This window comes from uncultured Tissierella sp. (assembly GCF_902479755.1).
Taxonomy (GTDB): Bacteria; Bacillota; Clostridia; order Tissierellales; family Tissierellaceae; genus Tissierella; species Tissierella carlieri.
The window spans coordinates 1-17,860 of record NZ_CABSQO010000008.1 but is presented as its reverse complement, the minus strand read 5'-3'; the positions used below and the strand labels follow the sequence as shown (position 1 = coordinate 17,860).

Here is a 17,860-nt window from a genome sequence, read left to right as displayed (position 1 = left end):
CTACCTCTATATATATCTAGTACTTATAATAAACCCAAAAAACATAGTCATAGATATTAGCGCTAGTATATCTATTCTCTTTAGCTTTAATTCATTCAATCTAGTTCTATTATCTCCACCTCTATAACATCTCGCTTCCATTGCAGTAGCCAATTCATCAGCCCTTCTAAATGCATTTATAAACAATGGTACTAATAAAGGTACTAGGTTTTTGGCTCTGCTTAGTATATTTCCTGATTCAAAATCAGCTCCCCTAGCCATCTGAGCCTTCATTATCTTATCTGTTTCTTCTAACAGCGTAGGAATAAACCTAAGAGCTATAGTCATCATCATAGCTAATTCATGGGCTGGTAGTCCAATTTTTTTGAATGGAGATAGTAATTTTTCTATCCCATCGGTCAGAGCTATAGGCGATGTAGTAAGTGTAAGAAGTGAAGTTCCTGTAATTAAGAAGATTAGTCTTAGTGCCATAAAAACAGCTAAATATAATCCTTCTTTAGTTACAGCCAAAGGCCCTATTTCAAATAATACTTCTCCTTTAGTCATAAAAATATTTATTGTAAAAGTTATTAGTATAATGAATAAAAGTGGTTTAATCCCTTTTAAAATAAATTTTAGAGGTACTTTTGATATCCTAACTATCATAAGGATAAAACCTAGTATAAATACATATGGAATAAAACTATTAATGAAAAATAATGATGCTATAAACAATGAAATTATAATTATCTTTATTCTTGGGTCTAGCCTATGAATTATAGTATCCCCAGGAAAATATTGACCTATGGTTATATCCTTAAGCATCTTTCTTTCTCCTTAAAAACTTTAGTATTTCTTCTTTAGCTTCATTTACTGTTAATACATCATCTTTAACATCATTTCCCTTTTCTCTGAATACTTTCATAAACTTTGTTATTTGTGGAACTCCTAGGCCTATACTTTCTAATTCATCAGCTCTTCTAAAAATTTCTCTAGTTTTGCCATCCATTTCTAATTTACCTCTATGCATTACAAGAATTCTATCTACCAACTTTGCCACATCTTCCATACTATGGGATACCAGTATTATAGTAATGCCCTCTTGCTCATAAAGTTTTTGGATTTCCCCCAATATTTCATCTCTACCACTTGGGTCAAGTCCTGCTGTTGGTTCGTCTAAAACTAGTATTTTAGGCTTCATAGCTATTACTCCGGCTATGGCCACTCTTCTCTTTTGTCCACCGCTTAATTCAAATGGAGATCTGTCTTTTAATTCATCAAAGTCTAGTCCTACTAATTCCATGGATTCTTTTACCCTATTATGGATTTCTTCTTCATTAAGTCCTAAATTTCTAGGACCAAAGGCAATATCTTTATAGATACTTTCTTCAAATAATTGATGTTCTGGATATTGAAATACAAGACCTACTTTTTGCCTAATTTCTTTTAAATTTGCGTCTTTTGTTGTTATATTCACTCCATCTATTATTATATCTCCTGAAGTTGGCTTCATTAATCCATTTAGGTGTTGCACTAATGTAGATTTTCCAGAACCTGTATGACCTATTAGTCCTATAAATTCTCCTTCATTTATCTCTAAATTTATGTTATCAAGGGCTTTTTTTTCAAAGGGAGTATTGGCATTATATATATAATTTAAATTATTTATTTTCATTATCATAGCAATTCCACCAATTCTTCTATAGATAGTATATCTTCTTTTAAATCTAATCCTTCTTTTCTTAATTCATATACCAATTCAGTTACTTGCGGCACATCTAATCCTAGCTCTTTAACCTTGTCTACTTGCTTAAATATCTCCTTAGGTGTCCCTTCCATAACGATTTCACCTTGTTCCATTACAAGTATCCTATCAGCTTCTACAGCCTCATCCATGTAGTGAGTAATTAATATTATTGTTTTATTCTCAACCTTATTTAATTTCTTTATTGTATTCATTACTTCTATTCTGCCTATGGGATCTAACATTGCAGTTGGTTCATCTAATATAATGCAGTCCGGTTTCATAGCTAATATTCCTGCAATGGCTACTCTTTGTTTTTGTCCTCCTGATAAAAGATGTGGGGCATGTTTTTTATATTCTGTCATTTCTACTACTTCTAAAGCTTCATCTACCCTAGCTCTTATTTCTAATGGAGGTATTCCTAAATTCTCTGGTCCAAAAGCAACATCTTCTTCTACTATTGTAGCTACTATTTGATTATCTGGATTTTGAAATACCATACCCGCTTTTGCTCTTATATCCCATATCTTTTCTGCATCCTTGGTATTCATATCCATCACAAAAATATCTCCTCGTGTAGGCATTATAAGCCCATTCATGAGTTTAGCTAAAGTAGATTTACCAGAGCCATTGTGACCTAGAATTACTAAAAATTCTCCCTTTTTGACTTCTATGCTCAAGTTTTTTACAGCCTGTTGAATACTATCGTCTATTAATGATTTATATTCATAGGTAACATCTTCTATCTTTATCATCGTATCATCCCTCTATTCAATTCACAATGCACAATGCACAGTTCACAATTTTAAATAACTCATAACTACTTTGATTAATTTAATCCTAGTATAATATAACATAATGATACCCTTTATTCAATCTACAATTCACAATTTAATGATTAATGGCAAACTCTATTCCTAGCAATAAAAGCCCTTATCCTAAAAAATTCAGTTTTCGAACTTTATCTTTCAATTGTGAATTGTGAACTGTGAATTGTGCATCGTTATATTTGCTAAAGCAAATATAACGAAAGGGACTAAGCTTAAACTTAATCCCCTACCCTTTATACTAATTCTAATATAGCCATTTCTGCCCCATCTCCACGACGAGGTCCAACTTTTAATACTCTTGTGTAGCCACCGTTTCTCTCTTGATACTTTGGTCCTATTTCATCAAATAGTTTTTTTACTACATCTTCGTCGTATACATAAGCTAAAACTTGACGTCTAGCATGTAAATCTCCTCTTTTTGCTAAGGTTATCATCTTATCTGCCATTCTTTTTGTTTCCTTAGCTCTAGTAACTGTTGTTTCTATTTTTCCGGTTCTCAACAAGGATGTTACTAGGTTTCTAAGCATTGCTTTTCTTTGATCTGTAGGGCGACCAAGTTTTCTTAACGTTGTCACATTTATCCCTCCTTCATGCCTTGTTACTCATCAGACTTCTTTAGACCTAATCCTAATTCAGCAAGCTTTCTTTGTACTTCCTCAAGGGATTTCTTACCAAGATTTCTTACTTTCATCATATCTTCTTCAGTCTTTTGTGTTAATTCTTCTACGGTATTGATAGCTGCTCTCTTCAAGCAGTTATAGCTACGTACTGAAAGATCCAACTCTTCAACAGTCATCTCAAGGACTTTCTCTTTCTTGTCCTCTTCTTTTTCTACCATTATTTCTACTTCACTAACATGTTCAGTTAGCCCGATAAAAAGATTTAAGTGTTCTGTAAGTATTTTTGCTCCTAATGAGGTAGCCTCATCAGGATTCATTGTTCCATTTGTCCATACTTCTAGAATCAATCTATCATAGTCAGTAATCTGACCTACTCTTGTATTCTCTACTGCAAAGTTGACCTTTTTCACCGGAGTAAATGCTGAATCAACAGGTATAACACCCACTGGCTGACCTTCCTTCTTATTTCTCTCGGCTACTACATAACCTCTACCCTTTACTAGTTCAAGTTCCATGTATAGATTACCATCTTCATTTACGGTAGCAATGTGATGATCCCTATTAATAATTTCCACATCTGGACCTGTAATAATATCTCCTGCTGTTACAATCTGAGAACCTTGTGCCTCAATTCTTAAGGTCACAGGTTCATCAGTATATATCCTTGCAGCAAGACCTTTTATATTTAATATTATTTCTGGTACATCTTCTAGTACACCTGGTATAGTTGAAAATTCATGTAACACTCCCTGAATTTTTATTGAAGAGACTGCTGCACCTGGTAATGAAGATAATAGTACTCTTCTTAATGAATTCCCCAAGGTCGTACCGTATCCCCTCTCAAGAGGTTCTACCATAAATTTTCCATAACTCTCATCATCGCTCAACTCTAGAATTTCAATTCTTGGCTTTTCAATTTCTATCATTAACATTAACCCTCCTTAAAATTTGGTTTGTTAAAGTACGAGGGCAACTGATTTTGTTATGAATGCTATTATTTAGAATATAACTCAACGATTAAGTGTTCTTCTACTGGTATATCTATATCTTCTCTAGTTGGCTCAGCTACTATGCTACCCTTTAATTGATCAATATCCACACTTATCCATTTAACAGTGTTGCCATTATGATTTGCTGCTAAATCTTTAATCTTTTCACTACCTCTAGTTCTTTCTTTGATTTCAACAATATCTCCAACAGAAAGAATCACAGATGGTATATCTACTTTTGAACCATTGACTAAGAAATGACCATGTGTAACTAATTGTCTAGCTTCTGCCCTTGATGATGCAAAACCCATTCTGTATACTACATTGTCTAATCTTAATTCAAGTATTTTAAGTAGGTTTTCACCTGTTATTCCTCTCATTTTATCTGCCATAATGAAATATTTAACCATTTGAGATTCAGAAATTCCATAGAATCTACGAACTTTCTGTTTCTCTCTAAGCTGCATTCCATACTCTGTTACCTTTTTTCTTGATTGTCCGTGTTGTCCTGGTGCATAATTTCTTTTAACTATCGCGCATTGATCTGTATAGCATCTATCTCCTTTAAGAAATAGTTTCATACCTTCTCTACGACATAGTCTGCAAACTGGACCTGTATATCTTGCCATCTATTACACCTCCTATTAAACTCTTCTACGTTTTGGTGGTCTACATCCATTATGAGGAATAGGAGTAACATCCTTAATCATATTTACTTCTAATCCTGTTGCTTGTAATGACCTAATTGCAGCTTCTCTTCCTGAACCAGGTCCCTTAACGTATACTTCTACACTTTTTAATCCATGTTCCATAGCTTTTTTAGCTGCTTCTTCAGCTGCTTGTTGTGCTGCGAAAGGAGTAGATTTTCTTGAACCTCTAAAACCTAATTGTCCTGCACTAGCCCATGACAATACATTACCTTGTAAGTCTGTTAGGGTAACCATAGTATTGTTGAATGTTGATGAGATATGTGCTTGACCTCTCTCTATATTCTTACGTTCTCTTCTTCTAACACGAGTTACTTTGCCTTTTTTAGCTGCCACTTAATTTCCCTCCTTTACCTACTTCTTCTTAGATACCAATCTCTTTGGACCTTTTCTTGTTCTAGCATTAGTCTTAGTTCTTTGACCTCTTACTGGAAGACCTCTTCTATGTCTAATTCCTCTATAACAGTTGATTTCTCTAAGTCTCTTTATGTTTAAAGCTATCTCTCTTCGAAGATCACCTTCTACATGATAACCATCTATAACAGCTCTAAGGCTTGCTACTTCAGATTCTGTTAGGTCCTTTACTCTAGTGTTTGGATTAACACCAGCTTTTGTTAATATTTCATTTGCTCTTGGTCTACCAATACCAAATATATATGTTAAACCAACTTCAACTCTCTTATCTCTTGGTAAGTCAACACCTGCTATTCTTGCCATTAATGTTTACACCTCCTAAAATAAATACATTCACAAAAGCAGCCGCGTTATATAATTAACCTTGTTTTTGTTTATGTCTTGGATTTTCACAAATAACCATGACTTTGCCGTGTCTTTTGATTATTTTGCATTTTTCACATATCTTCTTAACTGATGGTCTTACTTTCATTTAAATCCCTCCTATGCTACTTGTTTCGCCAGGTTATTCTGCCTCTAGTCAAATCATAGGGTGACAGTTCAACTGTTACCTTATCTCCAGGAAGTATCCTTATATAATTCATTCTCAATTTTCCAGAAATATGGGCTAATATTTCATGACCATTTTCTAGCTTTACTTTAAAAATAGCATTAGGTAAAGCATCTACTACCATACCTTCAACTTCAATAACATCAGATTTAGACATTAGGTTTTCGAACCTCCTGTTCAAACAAATTTAGAAACTCTTATTGAAAGGTTCTAATAATTTTCTAATATACGCATTGTTTATTTTAATCTTATTATCCAGCTTATACCTTAGTTCAGGTAAAACTGTATTATAAACAATCAAATGTTTCAATTTTTTCTGTTTTGGATTATCAAGTTTTCTTAAAGATCCATCTACAATCAGTACACTCTGATCATCTATGATATCTAATACTAAAAAAACTTTTCCTTTATCCCTTCCAGCTCTCGACTTAACCACCTGACCGACGGCTATGTCGTCACTTAAATCCATTATAAATTCACCTCTTTATAATAGCTTATTAAACCGCTGGTTCCTTTGGAGAAAGGCAATGCCTTTCTCATTATTTGTCTCCTAAAGCTTTTACTATAGTTTCAAAGACTTCGTCTATTGGTCTAGTTCCATCTACATTGAGTATTATCCCTTTTTCTTTATAATAATCAATTAATGGTTGTGTTTGATTAAGATACACTTCTATTCTAGTAGCTACTGTTTCCTCAATATCATCATCTCTTTGAAATAATTCTCCGTTATCTATATCACATAGATTTTCAACCTTAGGCGGGTTAAATTTTATATGATAAGAGGAACCGCATGTTTTACAAATTCTTCTACCAATAGCTCTTTCAATTAAAATTTCCTTGTCTGCATCAATATTAACAACTTTATCAAGTTTTATACCCATTTTTGTAAGTTCCTTGTCTAAAGCTTCAGCTTGATTTATAGTTCTTGGAAATCCATCTAAAAGAAAGCCTTGGACGCAATCTTCCTTAGTCAATCTATCTTGTACAATTGAAACCACAAGTTCATCCGGTACTAAAAGGCCTTTATCCATATATTCTTTGGCCTTTTTACCTAATTCAGTTCCTTCTTTAATGTTTGACCTGAATATATCTCCTGTTGAAATATGTGGTATATTATATTTTTTAACTATAGCTGATGCTTGAGTACCTTTACCTACACCAGGTGGTCCTAATAAGATTAGTCTCACAATAATCATCTCCTATAGTTTAGTTTAAAAATCCTTTATAGTGTCTCATTAGCATTTGTGCTTCTATTTGTTTAACAGTCTCTAATGCAACACCTACTACTATTATTATACTCGTTCCACCAAAATTAACATTCATACCAAATATCTTAGATAGAATAATTGGTAAAGATGCTAAAACTGCTAAAGCTAATCCACCAACAAAAGTAATTCTAGTTACAACTTTATTTAAATGCTCTGATGTTGGTCTTCCTGGTCTTATTCCTGGAATAAAACCTCCATTTTGTTGTAAATTCTTTGCGTATTCCACAGTATTAAATTGAATAGCTGTATAAAAATACGTAAAGAACATAATCAACGCAATATTTAATATTGAATATATCCAAATACCAATATTTCCTTGTGGTGTTAACCATTTAGTTATCCATGTTGAAGGAGCACCTTTAGTAAATAATGCTATGGTTTGTGGAAAAGCTAGTAAAGATGATGCAAATATTACTGGCATTACTCCAGCCATTGACACCTTTACAGGTATATGTGTGGATTGACCACCATACATCTTTCTTCCAACTACTCTTTTAGCATATTGAACTGGAATTCTTCTTTCTCCCTCTTGCAATGCAACTACAAAAGCAATAATAACTAAAAATACTACACCAAAAATAAGTGTTTTAATTATACTTAATTCCCCTATTCTTACTAGGTTAAATGTATTTATTAAATCTTTAGGTAATCTAGATATAATACCTATAAATATTATAAGGGATATTCCATTTCCAATACCCTTTTCAGTTATCATATCTCCTATCCACATTAAAAATGCAGTACCGGCTACCATAGTAATTATAACTATTATATTTTGTAAAGAATTAGTAGTTTGTAATGCCGTGCTAAATAATCCGAAAGTATATCCTATTGCTTGAATTAATGCTAATCCTATAGCTGTATATCTAGTATACTTTGTTATTTTCTTTTTACCTTCTTCTCCTTCTTTAGCTAATTCCTCTAATCTAGGGATTGCTATAGTAAGAAGTTGAATTACAATTGACGCTGTAATATATGGATAAATATTCGTAGCAAATATGCTAAAATTACTTAAGGTTCCACCACCCATTAAATCAAGAAATTGTAATATTCCACCTTGAGATTGTTGGAATATACTTCCGATTATGTCCTTATTCATATATGGCACTGGTATACTAGAACCTAATCTAAAAACTAATAGCATTAATAATGTGAATATAATTTTCTTTCTAATCTCAGGTATTCTCCAGGCATTCCTTAAGGTTGAAAGCATTTATATCACCTCTACCTTTCCTCCTGCAGCCTCAATCTTCTCAGCGGCAGTTTTACTAAATTTTTGTGCCTGAACAGTAAGCTTGATGCTAATCTCTCCGTCTCCAAGTATCTTAACTCCATCCTTAGCTTTTCCTCTTTTAACTATTCCTTCGTTAAATAAAAGCTCTGGGGTAACAACTGTGTTTTCTGGAAATCTATTTAGTTCTTCAATATTTACTGTGGCATATTCTTTAGCAAATATATTAGTAAAGCCACGCTTTGGAATTCTTCTAAATAATGGCATTTGGCCACCTTCAAATCCTGGTCTAACTCCACCACCTGATCTTGCATTTTGACCTTTATGACCCTTACCAGATGTTTTACCAAGACCAGAACCGATACCTCTACCTAGTCTCTTCTTAGGTTTGCTTCCTCCGCCAGCATTTGGTCTTAAATCATTTAGTTTCATAGTTACACCTCCTTAAATCTAATCTAGTACTTCAACCATGTAGTTTACTTGATGTATCATACCTCTAATTTGAGGGGTATCATTCTTTTCCACTACTTGACCAATCTTTTTAAATCCAAGAGCCTCTATTGTTTTCTTATGAGTCTCTGGTTTGCCAATAGGGCTTTTAACTAACTTAATTTTGATCATAGCCATTCTAAAATCCCCCCTAGCCTAATATTTCTTCTACAGTTTTTCCTCTTAATTTTGCAACATCTTCTGCTCTCTTAAGTCCTCTTAGAGCTTCTATTGTAGCATTAACAACATTTCTCGGATTGTTTGTTCCTAAACATTTTGTTCTTATATCTCTTATACCAGCTAATTCACATACAGCACGAACTGCTCCACCAGCAATAACTCCTGTACCTTCTTTAGATGGCTTTAATAATACTCTTCCTGCACCAAATTCTCCAATAACTTCATGTGGTATTGTAGTTCCAACAAGAGGAACTGATACTATATGTTTTTTAGCATCTTGGATAGCTTTTCTAATAGCCTCTGGTACTTCTAATGCCTTAGCCATTCCTACTCCAACATTACCGTTCTCATCACCTACTACAACTAAAGCACTGAATCTAAAGTTTCTACCACCTTTTACAACTTTAGTAACACGGTTGATGCTAACAACTCTTTCTTTTAATTCTAATTCACTTCCATCTTTATATGAGCGTTCCATTAATTCCCCTCCTTCTATTAGAACTTAAGTCCAGCTTCTCTTGCTGATTCAGCAAGTTCCTTTATTCTTCCGTGATAAATATATCCACCTCTATCAAACACTACTTCCTCGATTCCTTTTTCTATTGCTTTTTTAGCAATAGTTTCTCCAACATATTTAGCAGCTTCTTTGTTACTTGTAGAAGTAAGGTTTGCAGATTTATCTAATGTGGAAGCTGAAACTAATGTATGGCCTGCTAAGTCATCAATTATTTGAGCATATATATGGTTTCCACTCCTATAGATATTAAGTCTTGGTCTAGCAGGAGTCCCATTGATTTTTTTTCTTACTCTTAAATGTCTTGCTTTTCTATTTTCATTTTTATTTATCTTTTTTAGCAATGTTTTTCACTCCCTTCTACTTACCAGTCTTACCAACCTTACGTCTTATTATCTCACCTGCATATTTAATTCCTTTACCTTTATAAGGCTCTGGCTTTCTGAATGCTCTTATATTTGCTGCATAGTTACCTACTTGTTGTTTATCGATACCTTTAACAACGATTTTATTTGCTGCAGGTACTTCTACTTCAATTCCTTTAGGGTCTTCTAGTTCTACTGGATGTGAATATCCTAATGTTAGTACTAGTTTATTTCCTTGTTTTGCAGCTCTATATCCAGTACCTTCAATTTCTAAAGTTTTTGAGTATCCTTCAGTAACTCCTACTATCATGTTTGAAATTAAAGTTCTTGATAAACCATGTAAAGATCTATGTTTTTTATTTTCAGTTGGTCTAGCTACTGTTAGCACACCATCTTCTATCTTTATTTCCATATCTGGACTAATCTTCTCTGATAATTGTCCTTTAGGACCCTTTACTTCAATTAAGTTGTCATCATTTATTTTAATCTCCACGCCACTTGGGATGTTAATTGGTTTTAACCCTATTCTTGACATGAGTGCACCTCCTTCATGTAATTTAGCTATTTATTACCATACATAACAAATAACTTCTCCGCCTACGCCTTCTTTTCTAGCAACCTTATCTGTCATAATACCACTAGAAGTGGATAGTATTGCTATCCCAAGACCACCTAATACTCTTGGAACTTCATCAGATTTTACATATACTCTAAGACCTGGCTTTGAAATTCTCTTAATTCCAGATATAACTTTTTCATTATGTTTACCATATTTTAAATCTACTCTTATAATCCCTTGTTTCCCATCATCTATTACATCATAGCCTTTTATAAATCCTTCATCTAATAGGATTTGAGCTAATTGTTTTTTTATGTTTGAAGCAGGAATATCAACAGAATCATGCTTCGCATTGTTCCCATTTCTTATTCTCGTTAACATATCTGCGATTGGGTCTGTCATCATAATTTAGCTACCTCCTTTCATAAGCTTGTTGTTACCAGCTTGCTTTTCTAACTCCAGGTATTTGACCTTTATACGCTAATTCTCTAAAACAAATACGGCATACTCCATATTTTCTTAAATAAGCATGAGGTCTTCCACATATTTTACATCTGTTATATTCTCTAGTGCTGAACTTTTGCTTTCTTTGTTGTTTAACAACCATAGATTTCTTTGCCAAAAAAAATTCCCTCCTTCTTTACTTTTTAAAGGGCATACCCATTAGTGCTAAGAACTCTTTTGCCTCTTCATCAGTTTTTGCTGTAGTTACGATTATAATATCTAATCCTCTAATAGCTTCAACTTTATCATATTCAATTTCAGGGAATATCAACTGTTCTTTAATTCCTAATGCATAGTTTCCTCTACCATCAAAAGAAGTATCACTTACTCCTCTAAAGTCTCTAACTCTTGGTAATGCAATATTCATTAATTTATCTAAAAAGTGGTACATTCTGTCTCCTCTTAGAGTAACCTTAGTACCTACATTCATTCCTTCACGTAGCTTAAAATTCGCTATTGATTTTTTAGCTTTTGTTATAACAGGTTTTTGCCCAGCAATAATTTCTAACTCTTTTACTGCTGATTCAAGTAGTTTTGGGTTATCTCTTGCTTCTCCAATACCCATGTTGATTACTACTTTTTCAAGTTTTGGTACTTCCATTATATTTGCATATTGAAACTTTTCCATTAGTGCATTTATTACTTCATTTGCATACTTTTCTTTTAATCTGGAAGCCATTCCTATTACCTCCTCTCTACATTAGACTATTTATCTAGAACTTCTCCACATTTTTTACATACTCTTGCTTTACTACCGTCCGCTTGTAAATTATGACCAACTCTTACTCCAGTTTTATCTTTTTCACAATAATACATAACATTTGATGCATTTATTGTGCCTTCCATTTTAACTATTCCGCCTGGGGATGTAGGTCCTTGTGCTTTTTTATGTTTTGTAAGCATGTTTATGCCTTCAACTATTACTTTGTTTTCTTTAGGGAGTACTCTTAATACTTTTCCTTTTTTCCCTTTATCTTTTCCAGCAATAACAACTACTGTATCTCCACTCTTTACATGCATGCTTTACACCTCCTCCTATAGTACTTCCGGTGCCAAGGATATTATTTTCATAAAATTTCCTCTTCTAAGCTCCCTAGTAACAGGTCCGAATATACGAGTACCTATTGGGTTCTTGTCATCTTTTATAATAACAGCAGCATTGTCGTCAAATTTAATGTAAGATCCATCGTTTCTTCTAACACCATGTTTTGTTCTTACAACAACTGCTTTTACTACTTCACCTTTTTTAACAACTCCACCAGGTGTTGCTGTTTTAACAGTACAAATTACTATGTCTCCAACTCTAGCATATTTCTTATTTGTTCCACCTAATACTCTAATAACTAATACTTCTTTAGCACCTGAATTATCAGCTATTCTCATACGGCTTTCCGTTTGAATCATTCGAATACCTCCCTTCTAAGTTAAAAGGACTATTTAGCCTTTTCTACTATATTTACTACTCTCCATCTTTTATCCTTACTAAGTGGTCTGGTTTCCATTATTTTAACGATATCGCCAACTCCACACTCATTATTCTCATCATGAGCTTTAAACTTAGTGGTTTGTTTTACTTGTTTCTTGTATAAAGGATGTGTTACGAAAGTTTCAACAGCAACAACTACGGTTTTATCCATCTTGTCACTTACAACATTGCCTATTCTAACCTTACGATTTCCTCTTTCCATCTAAGATTAAACCTCCTTTCCTATACCTAATTCTCGTTCTCTAACTATTGTTTTAACACGAGCTATATCTTTTCTAACTGCTTTTATTCGTAATGGATTATCTAATTGACCAGTAGCCAATTGAAATCTTAAGTTGAATAGTTCAGCTTTTAGTTCTGATAGCTTAGTATTTAATTCTACTTCTGATAATTGGCGTACTTCCTTAATCTTCATTAGCTTCACCACCCTTTTCTTGCGTTTCCTCACGAGTAACGAATTTTGTCTTTATTGACAATTTATGTGCAGCTAGTCTCATCGCTTCTCTAGCATCTTCTTCGGATACTCCACCCATTTCAAATAAGATTCTACCTGGTTTAACTACTGCTACCCAATACTCTGGTGAACCTTTTCCAGAACCCATACGTGTTTCAGCAGGTTTTTCTGTTACTGGTTTGTCTGGGAATACTTTAATCCAAACATTACCGCCTCTTTTAACATATCTTGTCATAGCTCTTCTTGCAGCCTCTATTTGATTGGAAGTAATCCAAGTTGGCTCTAACGCTTGTAAACCAAATTCTCCATAAGTAACTGTGTTTCCACGAGTAGCCTTACCTTTCATTCTTCCTCTATGAACTCTACGATACTTTACTCTTTTAGGCATTAACATCTTATTTTCCTCCTTCCTACGGATTTATTCTATTCTTCTACAGTTTTCTCTAATTTTTCTACCTTTTTAGTAGGAAGAACTTCACCTTTATATAACCATACTTTTACTCCAAGCTTACCATAAGTAGTATCTGCTTCAGCAAATCCATAATCTATGTCAGCTCTTAGTGTTTGTAGAGGTATTGTTCCTTCACTATACCCTTCAGTTCTGGCCATATCTGCTCCACCAAGTCTTCCTGATACTGAAGTTTTAATTCCTTTTCCACCAGATCTCATAGTTCTTTGGATTGCTTGTTTCATTGCTCTTCTGAATGAAACTCTTCTTTCAAGCTGAGAAGCAATATTCTCGGCAACTAATTGAGCATCTAACTCTGGAATTTTAATTTCTTCAACATTTACAACTACAGACTTTTTAGTCATCTTCTCAATATCTAATCTTAGTTCCTCTACTCCAGAACCACCTTTACCTATAACCATCCCTGGTTTAGCTGTGAATACTGTAAGTTTGATTCTATTAGCAGCTCTTTCAATTTCAATTTTAGAAACGCCAGAGATGAATAGTTTTTTCTTAACAAATTCACGTATCTTATTGTCTTCCACTAAATATTCATTAAAAGTCTTTTTATCAGCGTACCATTTTGAATCCCAATCTTTAATTATTCCGACCCTTAAACCATGTGGGTTAACTTTTTGACCCATTAACTATCCCTCCTTTTCTAGTCTCTTTCTTTTACAGTTACTCCTATATGACTACTTCTTTTTAATATTGGATAAGCGCTACCTCTTGCTTTAGGTCTAAATCTTTTCATATGTGGACCATCATTTGCATAGGCATCAGCTACAAAAAGATTATCTCTATCCATATTGAAGTTATTTTCAGCATTAGCAATTGCAGATGTTAAAACCTTTTCAAGAACTTTTGCACCTTTTTTAGGTGTAAATCTTAAGATTGATAAAGCTTCATCTACTTGTTTGCCTCTAATTTCTTTACATATGAAATTTACCTTTAGTGGCGAAATTCGTACATATTTGGCTATAGCTCTAGCTTCCACTATATTTCCCTCCTTCTTCTTTATCTTACACCAGATGACCTTTCGTTTTTATCAACATGAGATCTAAATGTTCTTGTTGGAACAAACTCACCTAGTTTGTGACCTACCATGTCTTCTGTAATATATATAGGAACGTGTTTTCTTCCATCATGCACAGCTATTGTATGACCAACCATTTCTGGAAATATAGTTGAACGGCGTGACCATGTTTTAATAACTTTCTTTTCATTGCTTTTATTTAAATCTTCTATTTTTTTAAGAAGATGGTCATCACAAAAGGGTCCTTTTTTAAGAGATCTACCCATGATTACTCCTCCTTTCAGATATTTACCTACTTAGTTCTTCTTCTCACAATATATTTGTCTGATTTCTTATTTTTCTTTCTAGTCTTTAATCCCATTGCAGGTTTACCCCATGGAGTCAATGGTGCAGGCATACCTATAGGTGCTCTACCTTCTCCACCGCCATGTGGATGGTCTACAGGGTTCATTGCACTACCCCTAACAGTTGGTCTGATACCCATATGTCTAGATCTACCAGCCTTACCTATTGTAATAAGTTCATGAGATATGTTTCCTACTTGACCAATTGTTGCACGGCAATTAATTCTAACTAATCTAAATTCTCCTGAAGGAAGTCTAAGTTGTGCAAAATCTCCTTCTTTTGCCATTAGTTGCGCTGATGCACCAGCTGATCTAACAAGCTGACCACCTTTTCCAGGCTTTAATTCAACATTATGAACATTTGTACCTACTGGAATATCTTTTAATTCCAATGCGTTGCCAATTTTAATATCTGCATTTTCACCAGATTCTATTATATCTCCAACTTTTAAGTTATGAGGCGCAAGAATATATCTTTTCTCACCATCAACATAGTTTATAAGTGCTATATTAGCTGTTCTATTTGGATCATATTCAATAGCAGCGACACGACCTGGTATACCGTCTTTATCTCTTTTAAAATCTATTATTCTATATTTTCTCTTAGCTCCACCACCCCTATGGCGAATAGTGATTCTACCTTGAGAGTTTCTTCCACCACTTCTATTTAAATTAACTAATAGTGACTTTTCAGGCTCTTTTTTAGTTATTTCTTCAAATGTAGAAACTGTCATTTGTCTAAGTGCAGGGGAAGTTGCTTTAAATTTTCTAACGCTCATCGTTTTCCCTCCTTCTATGAAATTTCTATTCCATTCCTTCGAAGAATTCTATTCTCTTAGAATCTTCCGTTAATTTTACTATGGCTTTTTTCCAATCCGGTCTTTTACCTGAATGAATCCCTTGTCTCTTAATTTTACCAAGCATATTCATTGTGCTAACCTTTTCAACTTTCACGCCAAATATAGTCTCTACAGCCTTTTTAACTTCTGACTTGTTTGTTTTTTTATCAACAACAAAAGTATATTTGCCGTCTGCCATATCCTCCATACTTCTCTCAGTTATTATTGGTCTGATGATAATATCGTGTGGATTACGCATTATGCATACACCTCCTCCACTTTTCTTACTGCATCTTTAGTTATAATAAATGAATTATATTTTAATATATCATAAACATTTAATGTATTAACAAGAGCAGTTTGCACATTTGGAATGTTATTTGCTGATTTTATAACATTTTCATTTTTTTCTCCCATAACTATTAAAGCTTTCTTATCTGCATTTATTTTCGTTAAGAAATTAGCCATGTCTTTAGTTTTTGGAGCATCAAAGTTTATTTCATCTATTACAATTATTTCATTGCTTAAAACCTTTGAAGTCAATGCGGATTTCATTGCAAGTCTTCTAACTTTCTTAGGTACACTATAGCTGTAGTCTCTTGGTTTTGGTGCAAATGTAACTCCACCACCTGAGAAATGTGGCGCCCTAATGCTTCCTTGACGAGCTCTACCTGTACCCTTTTGTCTCCAAGGTTTTCTTCCACCGCCTCTTACTTCTGCTCTAGTTTTAGCAGATTGTGTTCCTTGTCTTTTATTAGCAAGTTGATTTTTTACAACCTCATAAACTACATGTTGGTTTACTTCAATACCAAATATATTCTCATCTAATTCAATTTCTCCTACTTGTTCTCCTAACATGTTGTAAACATTTACCTTAGGCATTTTGCATCCTCCTTTCCGCCTTAATTATTACTTTTTAACCGTTTCTTTTATAGTTACTATCCCTTTCTTAGGTCCAGGAACTGAGCCTTTTATAAGGATTAGATTCTTATCAGCATCTATTCTAACTACTTCAAGGTTTTGTACAGTTACTCTTTCATTTCCCATTCTACCCATCATTCTGTGACCCTTAAACACTCTTCCTGGGTAAGTACCTGCAGACATACCACCTGGTGCCCTATGGAACTTAGAACCATGTGATTCTCTACCTCTACCAAATCCATGTCTCTTTATAACGCCTTGCGTTCCTTTACCTTTTGAAATACCAATAACATCAATTAAGTCACCTTCTGCAAATACATCTGCCTTTATTTCTTGGCCTATTTCATATGCATCTGGATTCTCTACTTTAAATTCTTTTAAATATTTCTTATATGTTACATTACCTTTATTAAAGTGACCTTTTTTAGGTTTATTAATTTTTTGTTCCTTTATATCTTGGAATCCAACTTGGATTGCATTATATCCATCTGTTTCAACAGTTTTCTTTTGAACTACAACTAATGGACCAGCTTCAATAACTGTTACAGGAACTACAGATCCATCTTCTTTGAAAATTTGAGTCATCCCAATTTTTCTTCCTATCATGTTTTTCATCACTACACCTCCTATTATATTACAGCGGATTACCATAGGTAATCATATAAATATCTTATGATCTAATCTCAATATCTACTCCAGCAGGTAAATTCAACTTCATAAGTGAATCCACAGTCTTTTGATTTGGATTTAAGATATCGATTAGTCTCTTATGAGTTCTTTGTTCGAACTGCTCTCTAGAATCTTTATACTTATGAACTGCTCTTAATATTGTGATTATTTCTTTTTCTGTTGGTAGTGGTACTGGACCTGACACAGTAGCACCTGTTCTCTTAGCAGTTTCAACTATTCTTTGAGCTGATGCATCTAGAAGTTCATGATCATAAGCCTTTAACCTAATTCTTATTTTTTGTTTACCATTGTTTGACATTTAATTCCCTCCTTTTATCGCATGCTGTTTTTTACATGCGACTTGGCGTTGCCGATACACACCTCCGGGTGTGTTGTTATTTTTTTTAAACAAATAACTGCAACTCCAGTCGCCCGATTTCAAATCGGACATTCTCAGCAAAAATTCCCTGTTTTCAACAGCCACCTTTTGCATCATCGCAATGTCTAAAATTGAACACTACTACATTTTATAATAAACTCAATAAAAACTCAAGCTTTTTTTTAAAATAAACTTAAGTTTTTTTAAGTTTTTTTATACATCTTTAGATATTTAGCAGGGGCCCATAAAATCTTGGGTCCCTGCTTATATTTTAAACTTAAAAAATTATTCAAGAACTTTAGTTACAACTCCAGATCCTACTGTTCTTCCACCTTCACGAA

General features: G+C 33.7%; 34 protein-coding genes. All 34 read right to left on the bottom strand.

Annotated elements, in window-relative coordinates; genetic code table 11:
- Positions 1–6: 6 nt before the first annotated feature.
- The gene (locus tag RDK80_RS06040; RefSeq protein WP_216557446.1) at positions 7–804 is read right to left on the bottom strand and encodes an energy-coupling factor transporter transmembrane protein EcfT; all 798 of its coding nucleotides are present in this window, start codon (positions 802–804) and stop codon (positions 7–9) included.
- Positions 797–1,660, bottom strand: a complete 864-nt coding sequence (locus tag RDK80_RS06035) for an energy-coupling factor transporter ATPase (RefSeq protein WP_308523751.1) — start codon at positions 1,658–1,660, stop codon at positions 797–799. Before RDK80_RS06035 ends, RDK80_RS06040 begins: the two co-directional genes overlap by 8 nt.
- A complete protein-coding gene (locus RDK80_RS06030; RefSeq protein WP_308523750.1) occupies positions 1,657–2,478 on the bottom strand; it encodes an energy-coupling factor transporter ATPase in 822 nt (273 codons plus the stop codon). The genes RDK80_RS06035 and RDK80_RS06030 overlap by 4 nt, the downstream gene beginning before the upstream one ends.
- A 308-nt stretch (positions 2,479–2,786) precedes the next feature.
- Entirely contained in the window at positions 2,787–3,128 is a 342-nt protein-coding gene (gene rplQ / locus RDK80_RS06025) for a 50S ribosomal protein L17 (protein WP_216557440.1), read from the bottom strand.
- A gap of 23 nt (positions 3,129–3,151) precedes the next feature.
- Positions 3,152–4,099, bottom strand: a complete 948-nt coding sequence (locus tag RDK80_RS06020; protein WP_216557438.1) for a DNA-directed RNA polymerase subunit alpha — start codon at positions 4,097–4,099, stop codon at positions 3,152–3,154.
- 68 nt (positions 4,100–4,167) lie between these two features.
- The gene (rpsD, locus tag RDK80_RS06015; protein ID WP_216557435.1) at positions 4,168–4,791 is read right to left on the bottom strand and encodes a 30S ribosomal protein S4; all 624 of its coding nucleotides are present in this window, start codon (positions 4,789–4,791) and stop codon (positions 4,168–4,170) included.
- A 15-nt stretch (positions 4,792–4,806) separates the two neighbouring features.
- Positions 4,807–5,205: a 30S ribosomal protein S11 gene (gene rpsK / locus RDK80_RS06010; protein ID WP_094901957.1), complete on the bottom strand. Its 399-nt coding sequence runs from the start codon at positions 5,203–5,205 to the stop codon at positions 4,807–4,809.
- 18 nt (positions 5,206–5,223) lie between these two features.
- A complete protein-coding gene (gene rpsM / locus RDK80_RS06005; protein ID WP_094901955.1) occupies positions 5,224–5,586 on the bottom strand; it encodes a 30S ribosomal protein S13 in 363 nt (120 codons plus the stop codon).
- A gap of 55 nt (positions 5,587–5,641) precedes the next feature.
- Positions 5,642–5,755, bottom strand: a complete 114-nt coding sequence (rpmJ, locus tag RDK80_RS06000) for a 50S ribosomal protein L36 (RefSeq protein ID WP_072976919.1) — start codon at positions 5,753–5,755, stop codon at positions 5,642–5,644.
- Positions 5,756–5,771: 16 nt separating this feature from the next.
- On the bottom strand, positions 5,772–5,990 hold the full coding sequence (gene infA / locus RDK80_RS05995; RefSeq protein WP_094901953.1) for a translation initiation factor IF-1: 219 nt from the start codon (positions 5,988–5,990) through the stop codon (positions 5,772–5,774).
- 30 nt (positions 5,991–6,020) lie between these two features.
- Complete coding sequence (locus RDK80_RS05990; protein ID WP_216557431.1) at positions 6,021–6,302, bottom strand: KOW domain-containing RNA-binding protein; 282 nt, start codon at positions 6,300–6,302, stop codon at positions 6,021–6,023.
- Positions 6,303–6,372: 70 nt separating this feature from the next.
- Complete coding sequence (locus RDK80_RS05985) at positions 6,373–7,020, bottom strand: adenylate kinase (RefSeq protein WP_216557428.1); 648 nt, start codon at positions 7,018–7,020, stop codon at positions 6,373–6,375.
- A gap of 19 nt (positions 7,021–7,039) precedes the next feature.
- Complete coding sequence (gene secY / locus RDK80_RS05980) at positions 7,040–8,314, bottom strand: preprotein translocase subunit SecY (protein WP_216557425.1); 1,275 nt, start codon at positions 8,312–8,314, stop codon at positions 7,040–7,042.
- Complete coding sequence (gene rplO, locus RDK80_RS05975; protein ID WP_094901947.1) at positions 8,315–8,764, bottom strand: 50S ribosomal protein L15; 450 nt, start codon at positions 8,762–8,764, stop codon at positions 8,315–8,317.
- Positions 8,765–8,782: 18 nt separating this feature from the next.
- Positions 8,783–8,959, bottom strand: coding sequence for a 50S ribosomal protein L30 (gene rpmD / locus RDK80_RS05970; protein ID WP_094901945.1), 177 nt, complete (start codon positions 8,957–8,959; stop codon positions 8,783–8,785).
- Positions 8,960–8,972: 13 nt separating this feature from the next.
- Complete coding sequence (gene rpsE / locus RDK80_RS05965) at positions 8,973–9,479, bottom strand: 30S ribosomal protein S5 (protein WP_094901943.1); 507 nt, start codon at positions 9,477–9,479, stop codon at positions 8,973–8,975.
- Positions 9,480–9,496: 17 nt separating this feature from the next.
- Positions 9,497–9,859 carry a 50S ribosomal protein L18 gene (rplR, locus tag RDK80_RS05960; RefSeq protein ID WP_308523749.1) on the bottom strand — a complete coding sequence of 121 codons (363 nt, stop codon included), beginning with the start codon at positions 9,857–9,859 and terminating at the stop codon, positions 9,497–9,499.
- A gap of 16 nt (positions 9,860–9,875) precedes the next feature.
- Positions 9,876–10,415: a 50S ribosomal protein L6 gene (gene rplF, locus RDK80_RS05955; RefSeq protein WP_094901941.1), complete on the bottom strand. Its 540-nt coding sequence runs from the start codon at positions 10,413–10,415 to the stop codon at positions 9,876–9,878.
- Positions 10,416–10,448: 33 nt separating this feature from the next.
- On the bottom strand, positions 10,449–10,844 hold the full coding sequence (gene rpsH / locus RDK80_RS05950) for a 30S ribosomal protein S8 (protein ID WP_094901939.1): 396 nt from the start codon (positions 10,842–10,844) through the stop codon (positions 10,449–10,451).
- 31 nt (positions 10,845–10,875) lie between these two features.
- Complete coding sequence (locus RDK80_RS05945) at positions 10,876–11,061, bottom strand: type Z 30S ribosomal protein S14 (protein ID WP_094901937.1); 186 nt, start codon at positions 11,059–11,061, stop codon at positions 10,876–10,878.
- An 18-nt stretch (positions 11,062–11,079) separates the two neighbouring features.
- Positions 11,080–11,622, bottom strand: coding sequence for a 50S ribosomal protein L5 (gene rplE / locus RDK80_RS05940; protein WP_216557416.1), 543 nt, complete (start codon positions 11,620–11,622; stop codon positions 11,080–11,082).
- A 26-nt stretch (positions 11,623–11,648) separates the two neighbouring features.
- A complete protein-coding gene (gene rplX, locus RDK80_RS05935) occupies positions 11,649–11,963 on the bottom strand; it encodes a 50S ribosomal protein L24 (protein ID WP_094901933.1) in 315 nt (104 codons plus the stop codon).
- A gap of 15 nt (positions 11,964–11,978) precedes the next feature.
- Complete coding sequence (gene rplN, locus RDK80_RS05930) at positions 11,979–12,347, bottom strand: 50S ribosomal protein L14 (RefSeq protein ID WP_094901931.1); 369 nt, start codon at positions 12,345–12,347, stop codon at positions 11,979–11,981.
- Between the two features lie 29 nt (positions 12,348–12,376).
- Positions 12,377–12,631, bottom strand: a complete 255-nt coding sequence (rpsQ, locus tag RDK80_RS05925) for a 30S ribosomal protein S17 (RefSeq protein WP_094901929.1) — start codon at positions 12,629–12,631, stop codon at positions 12,377–12,379.
- A gap of 6 nt (positions 12,632–12,637) precedes the next feature.
- Positions 12,638–12,844: a 50S ribosomal protein L29 gene (gene rpmC / locus RDK80_RS05920; protein ID WP_094901927.1), complete on the bottom strand. Its 207-nt coding sequence runs from the start codon at positions 12,842–12,844 to the stop codon at positions 12,638–12,640.
- Positions 12,834–13,277: a 50S ribosomal protein L16 gene (gene rplP / locus RDK80_RS05915; protein WP_094901925.1), complete on the bottom strand. Its 444-nt coding sequence runs from the start codon at positions 13,275–13,277 to the stop codon at positions 12,834–12,836. The genes rpmC and rplP overlap by 11 nt, the downstream gene beginning before the upstream one ends.
- A gap of 29 nt (positions 13,278–13,306) precedes the next feature.
- Positions 13,307–13,975 (bottom strand): 30S ribosomal protein S3, encoded by a 669-nt coding sequence (gene rpsC, locus RDK80_RS05910; protein WP_094901923.1) that lies wholly within the window; start codon positions 13,973–13,975, stop codon positions 13,307–13,309.
- Between the two features lie 17 nt (positions 13,976–13,992).
- Complete coding sequence (gene rplV, locus RDK80_RS05905) at positions 13,993–14,328, bottom strand: 50S ribosomal protein L22 (protein ID WP_094901921.1); 336 nt, start codon at positions 14,326–14,328, stop codon at positions 13,993–13,995.
- A 20-nt stretch (positions 14,329–14,348) separates the two neighbouring features.
- Positions 14,349–14,633 (bottom strand): 30S ribosomal protein S19, encoded by a 285-nt coding sequence (gene rpsS, locus RDK80_RS05900; protein WP_094901919.1) that lies wholly within the window; start codon positions 14,631–14,633, stop codon positions 14,349–14,351.
- Between the two features lie 26 nt (positions 14,634–14,659).
- Positions 14,660–15,490, bottom strand: coding sequence for a 50S ribosomal protein L2 (gene rplB, locus RDK80_RS05895; protein WP_094901917.1), 831 nt, complete (start codon positions 15,488–15,490; stop codon positions 14,660–14,662).
- A 25-nt stretch (positions 15,491–15,515) separates the two neighbouring features.
- Entirely contained in the window at positions 15,516–15,809 is a 294-nt protein-coding gene (gene rplW, locus RDK80_RS05890) for a 50S ribosomal protein L23 (RefSeq protein ID WP_094901915.1), read from the bottom strand.
- Positions 15,809–16,432, bottom strand: coding sequence for a 50S ribosomal protein L4 (gene rplD / locus RDK80_RS05885; protein ID WP_094901913.1), 624 nt, complete (start codon positions 16,430–16,432; stop codon positions 15,809–15,811). Before rplD ends, rplW begins: the two co-directional genes overlap by 1 nt.
- Before the next feature lie 27 nt (positions 16,433–16,459).
- On the bottom strand, positions 16,460–17,086 hold the full coding sequence (gene rplC / locus RDK80_RS05880) for a 50S ribosomal protein L3 (RefSeq protein ID WP_094901911.1): 627 nt from the start codon (positions 17,084–17,086) through the stop codon (positions 16,460–16,462).
- A gap of 55 nt (positions 17,087–17,141) precedes the next feature.
- Positions 17,142–17,459, bottom strand: a complete 318-nt coding sequence (gene rpsJ, locus RDK80_RS05875; protein WP_072976851.1) for a 30S ribosomal protein S10 — start codon at positions 17,457–17,459, stop codon at positions 17,142–17,144.
- Positions 17,460–17,860: the final 401 nt, after the last annotated feature.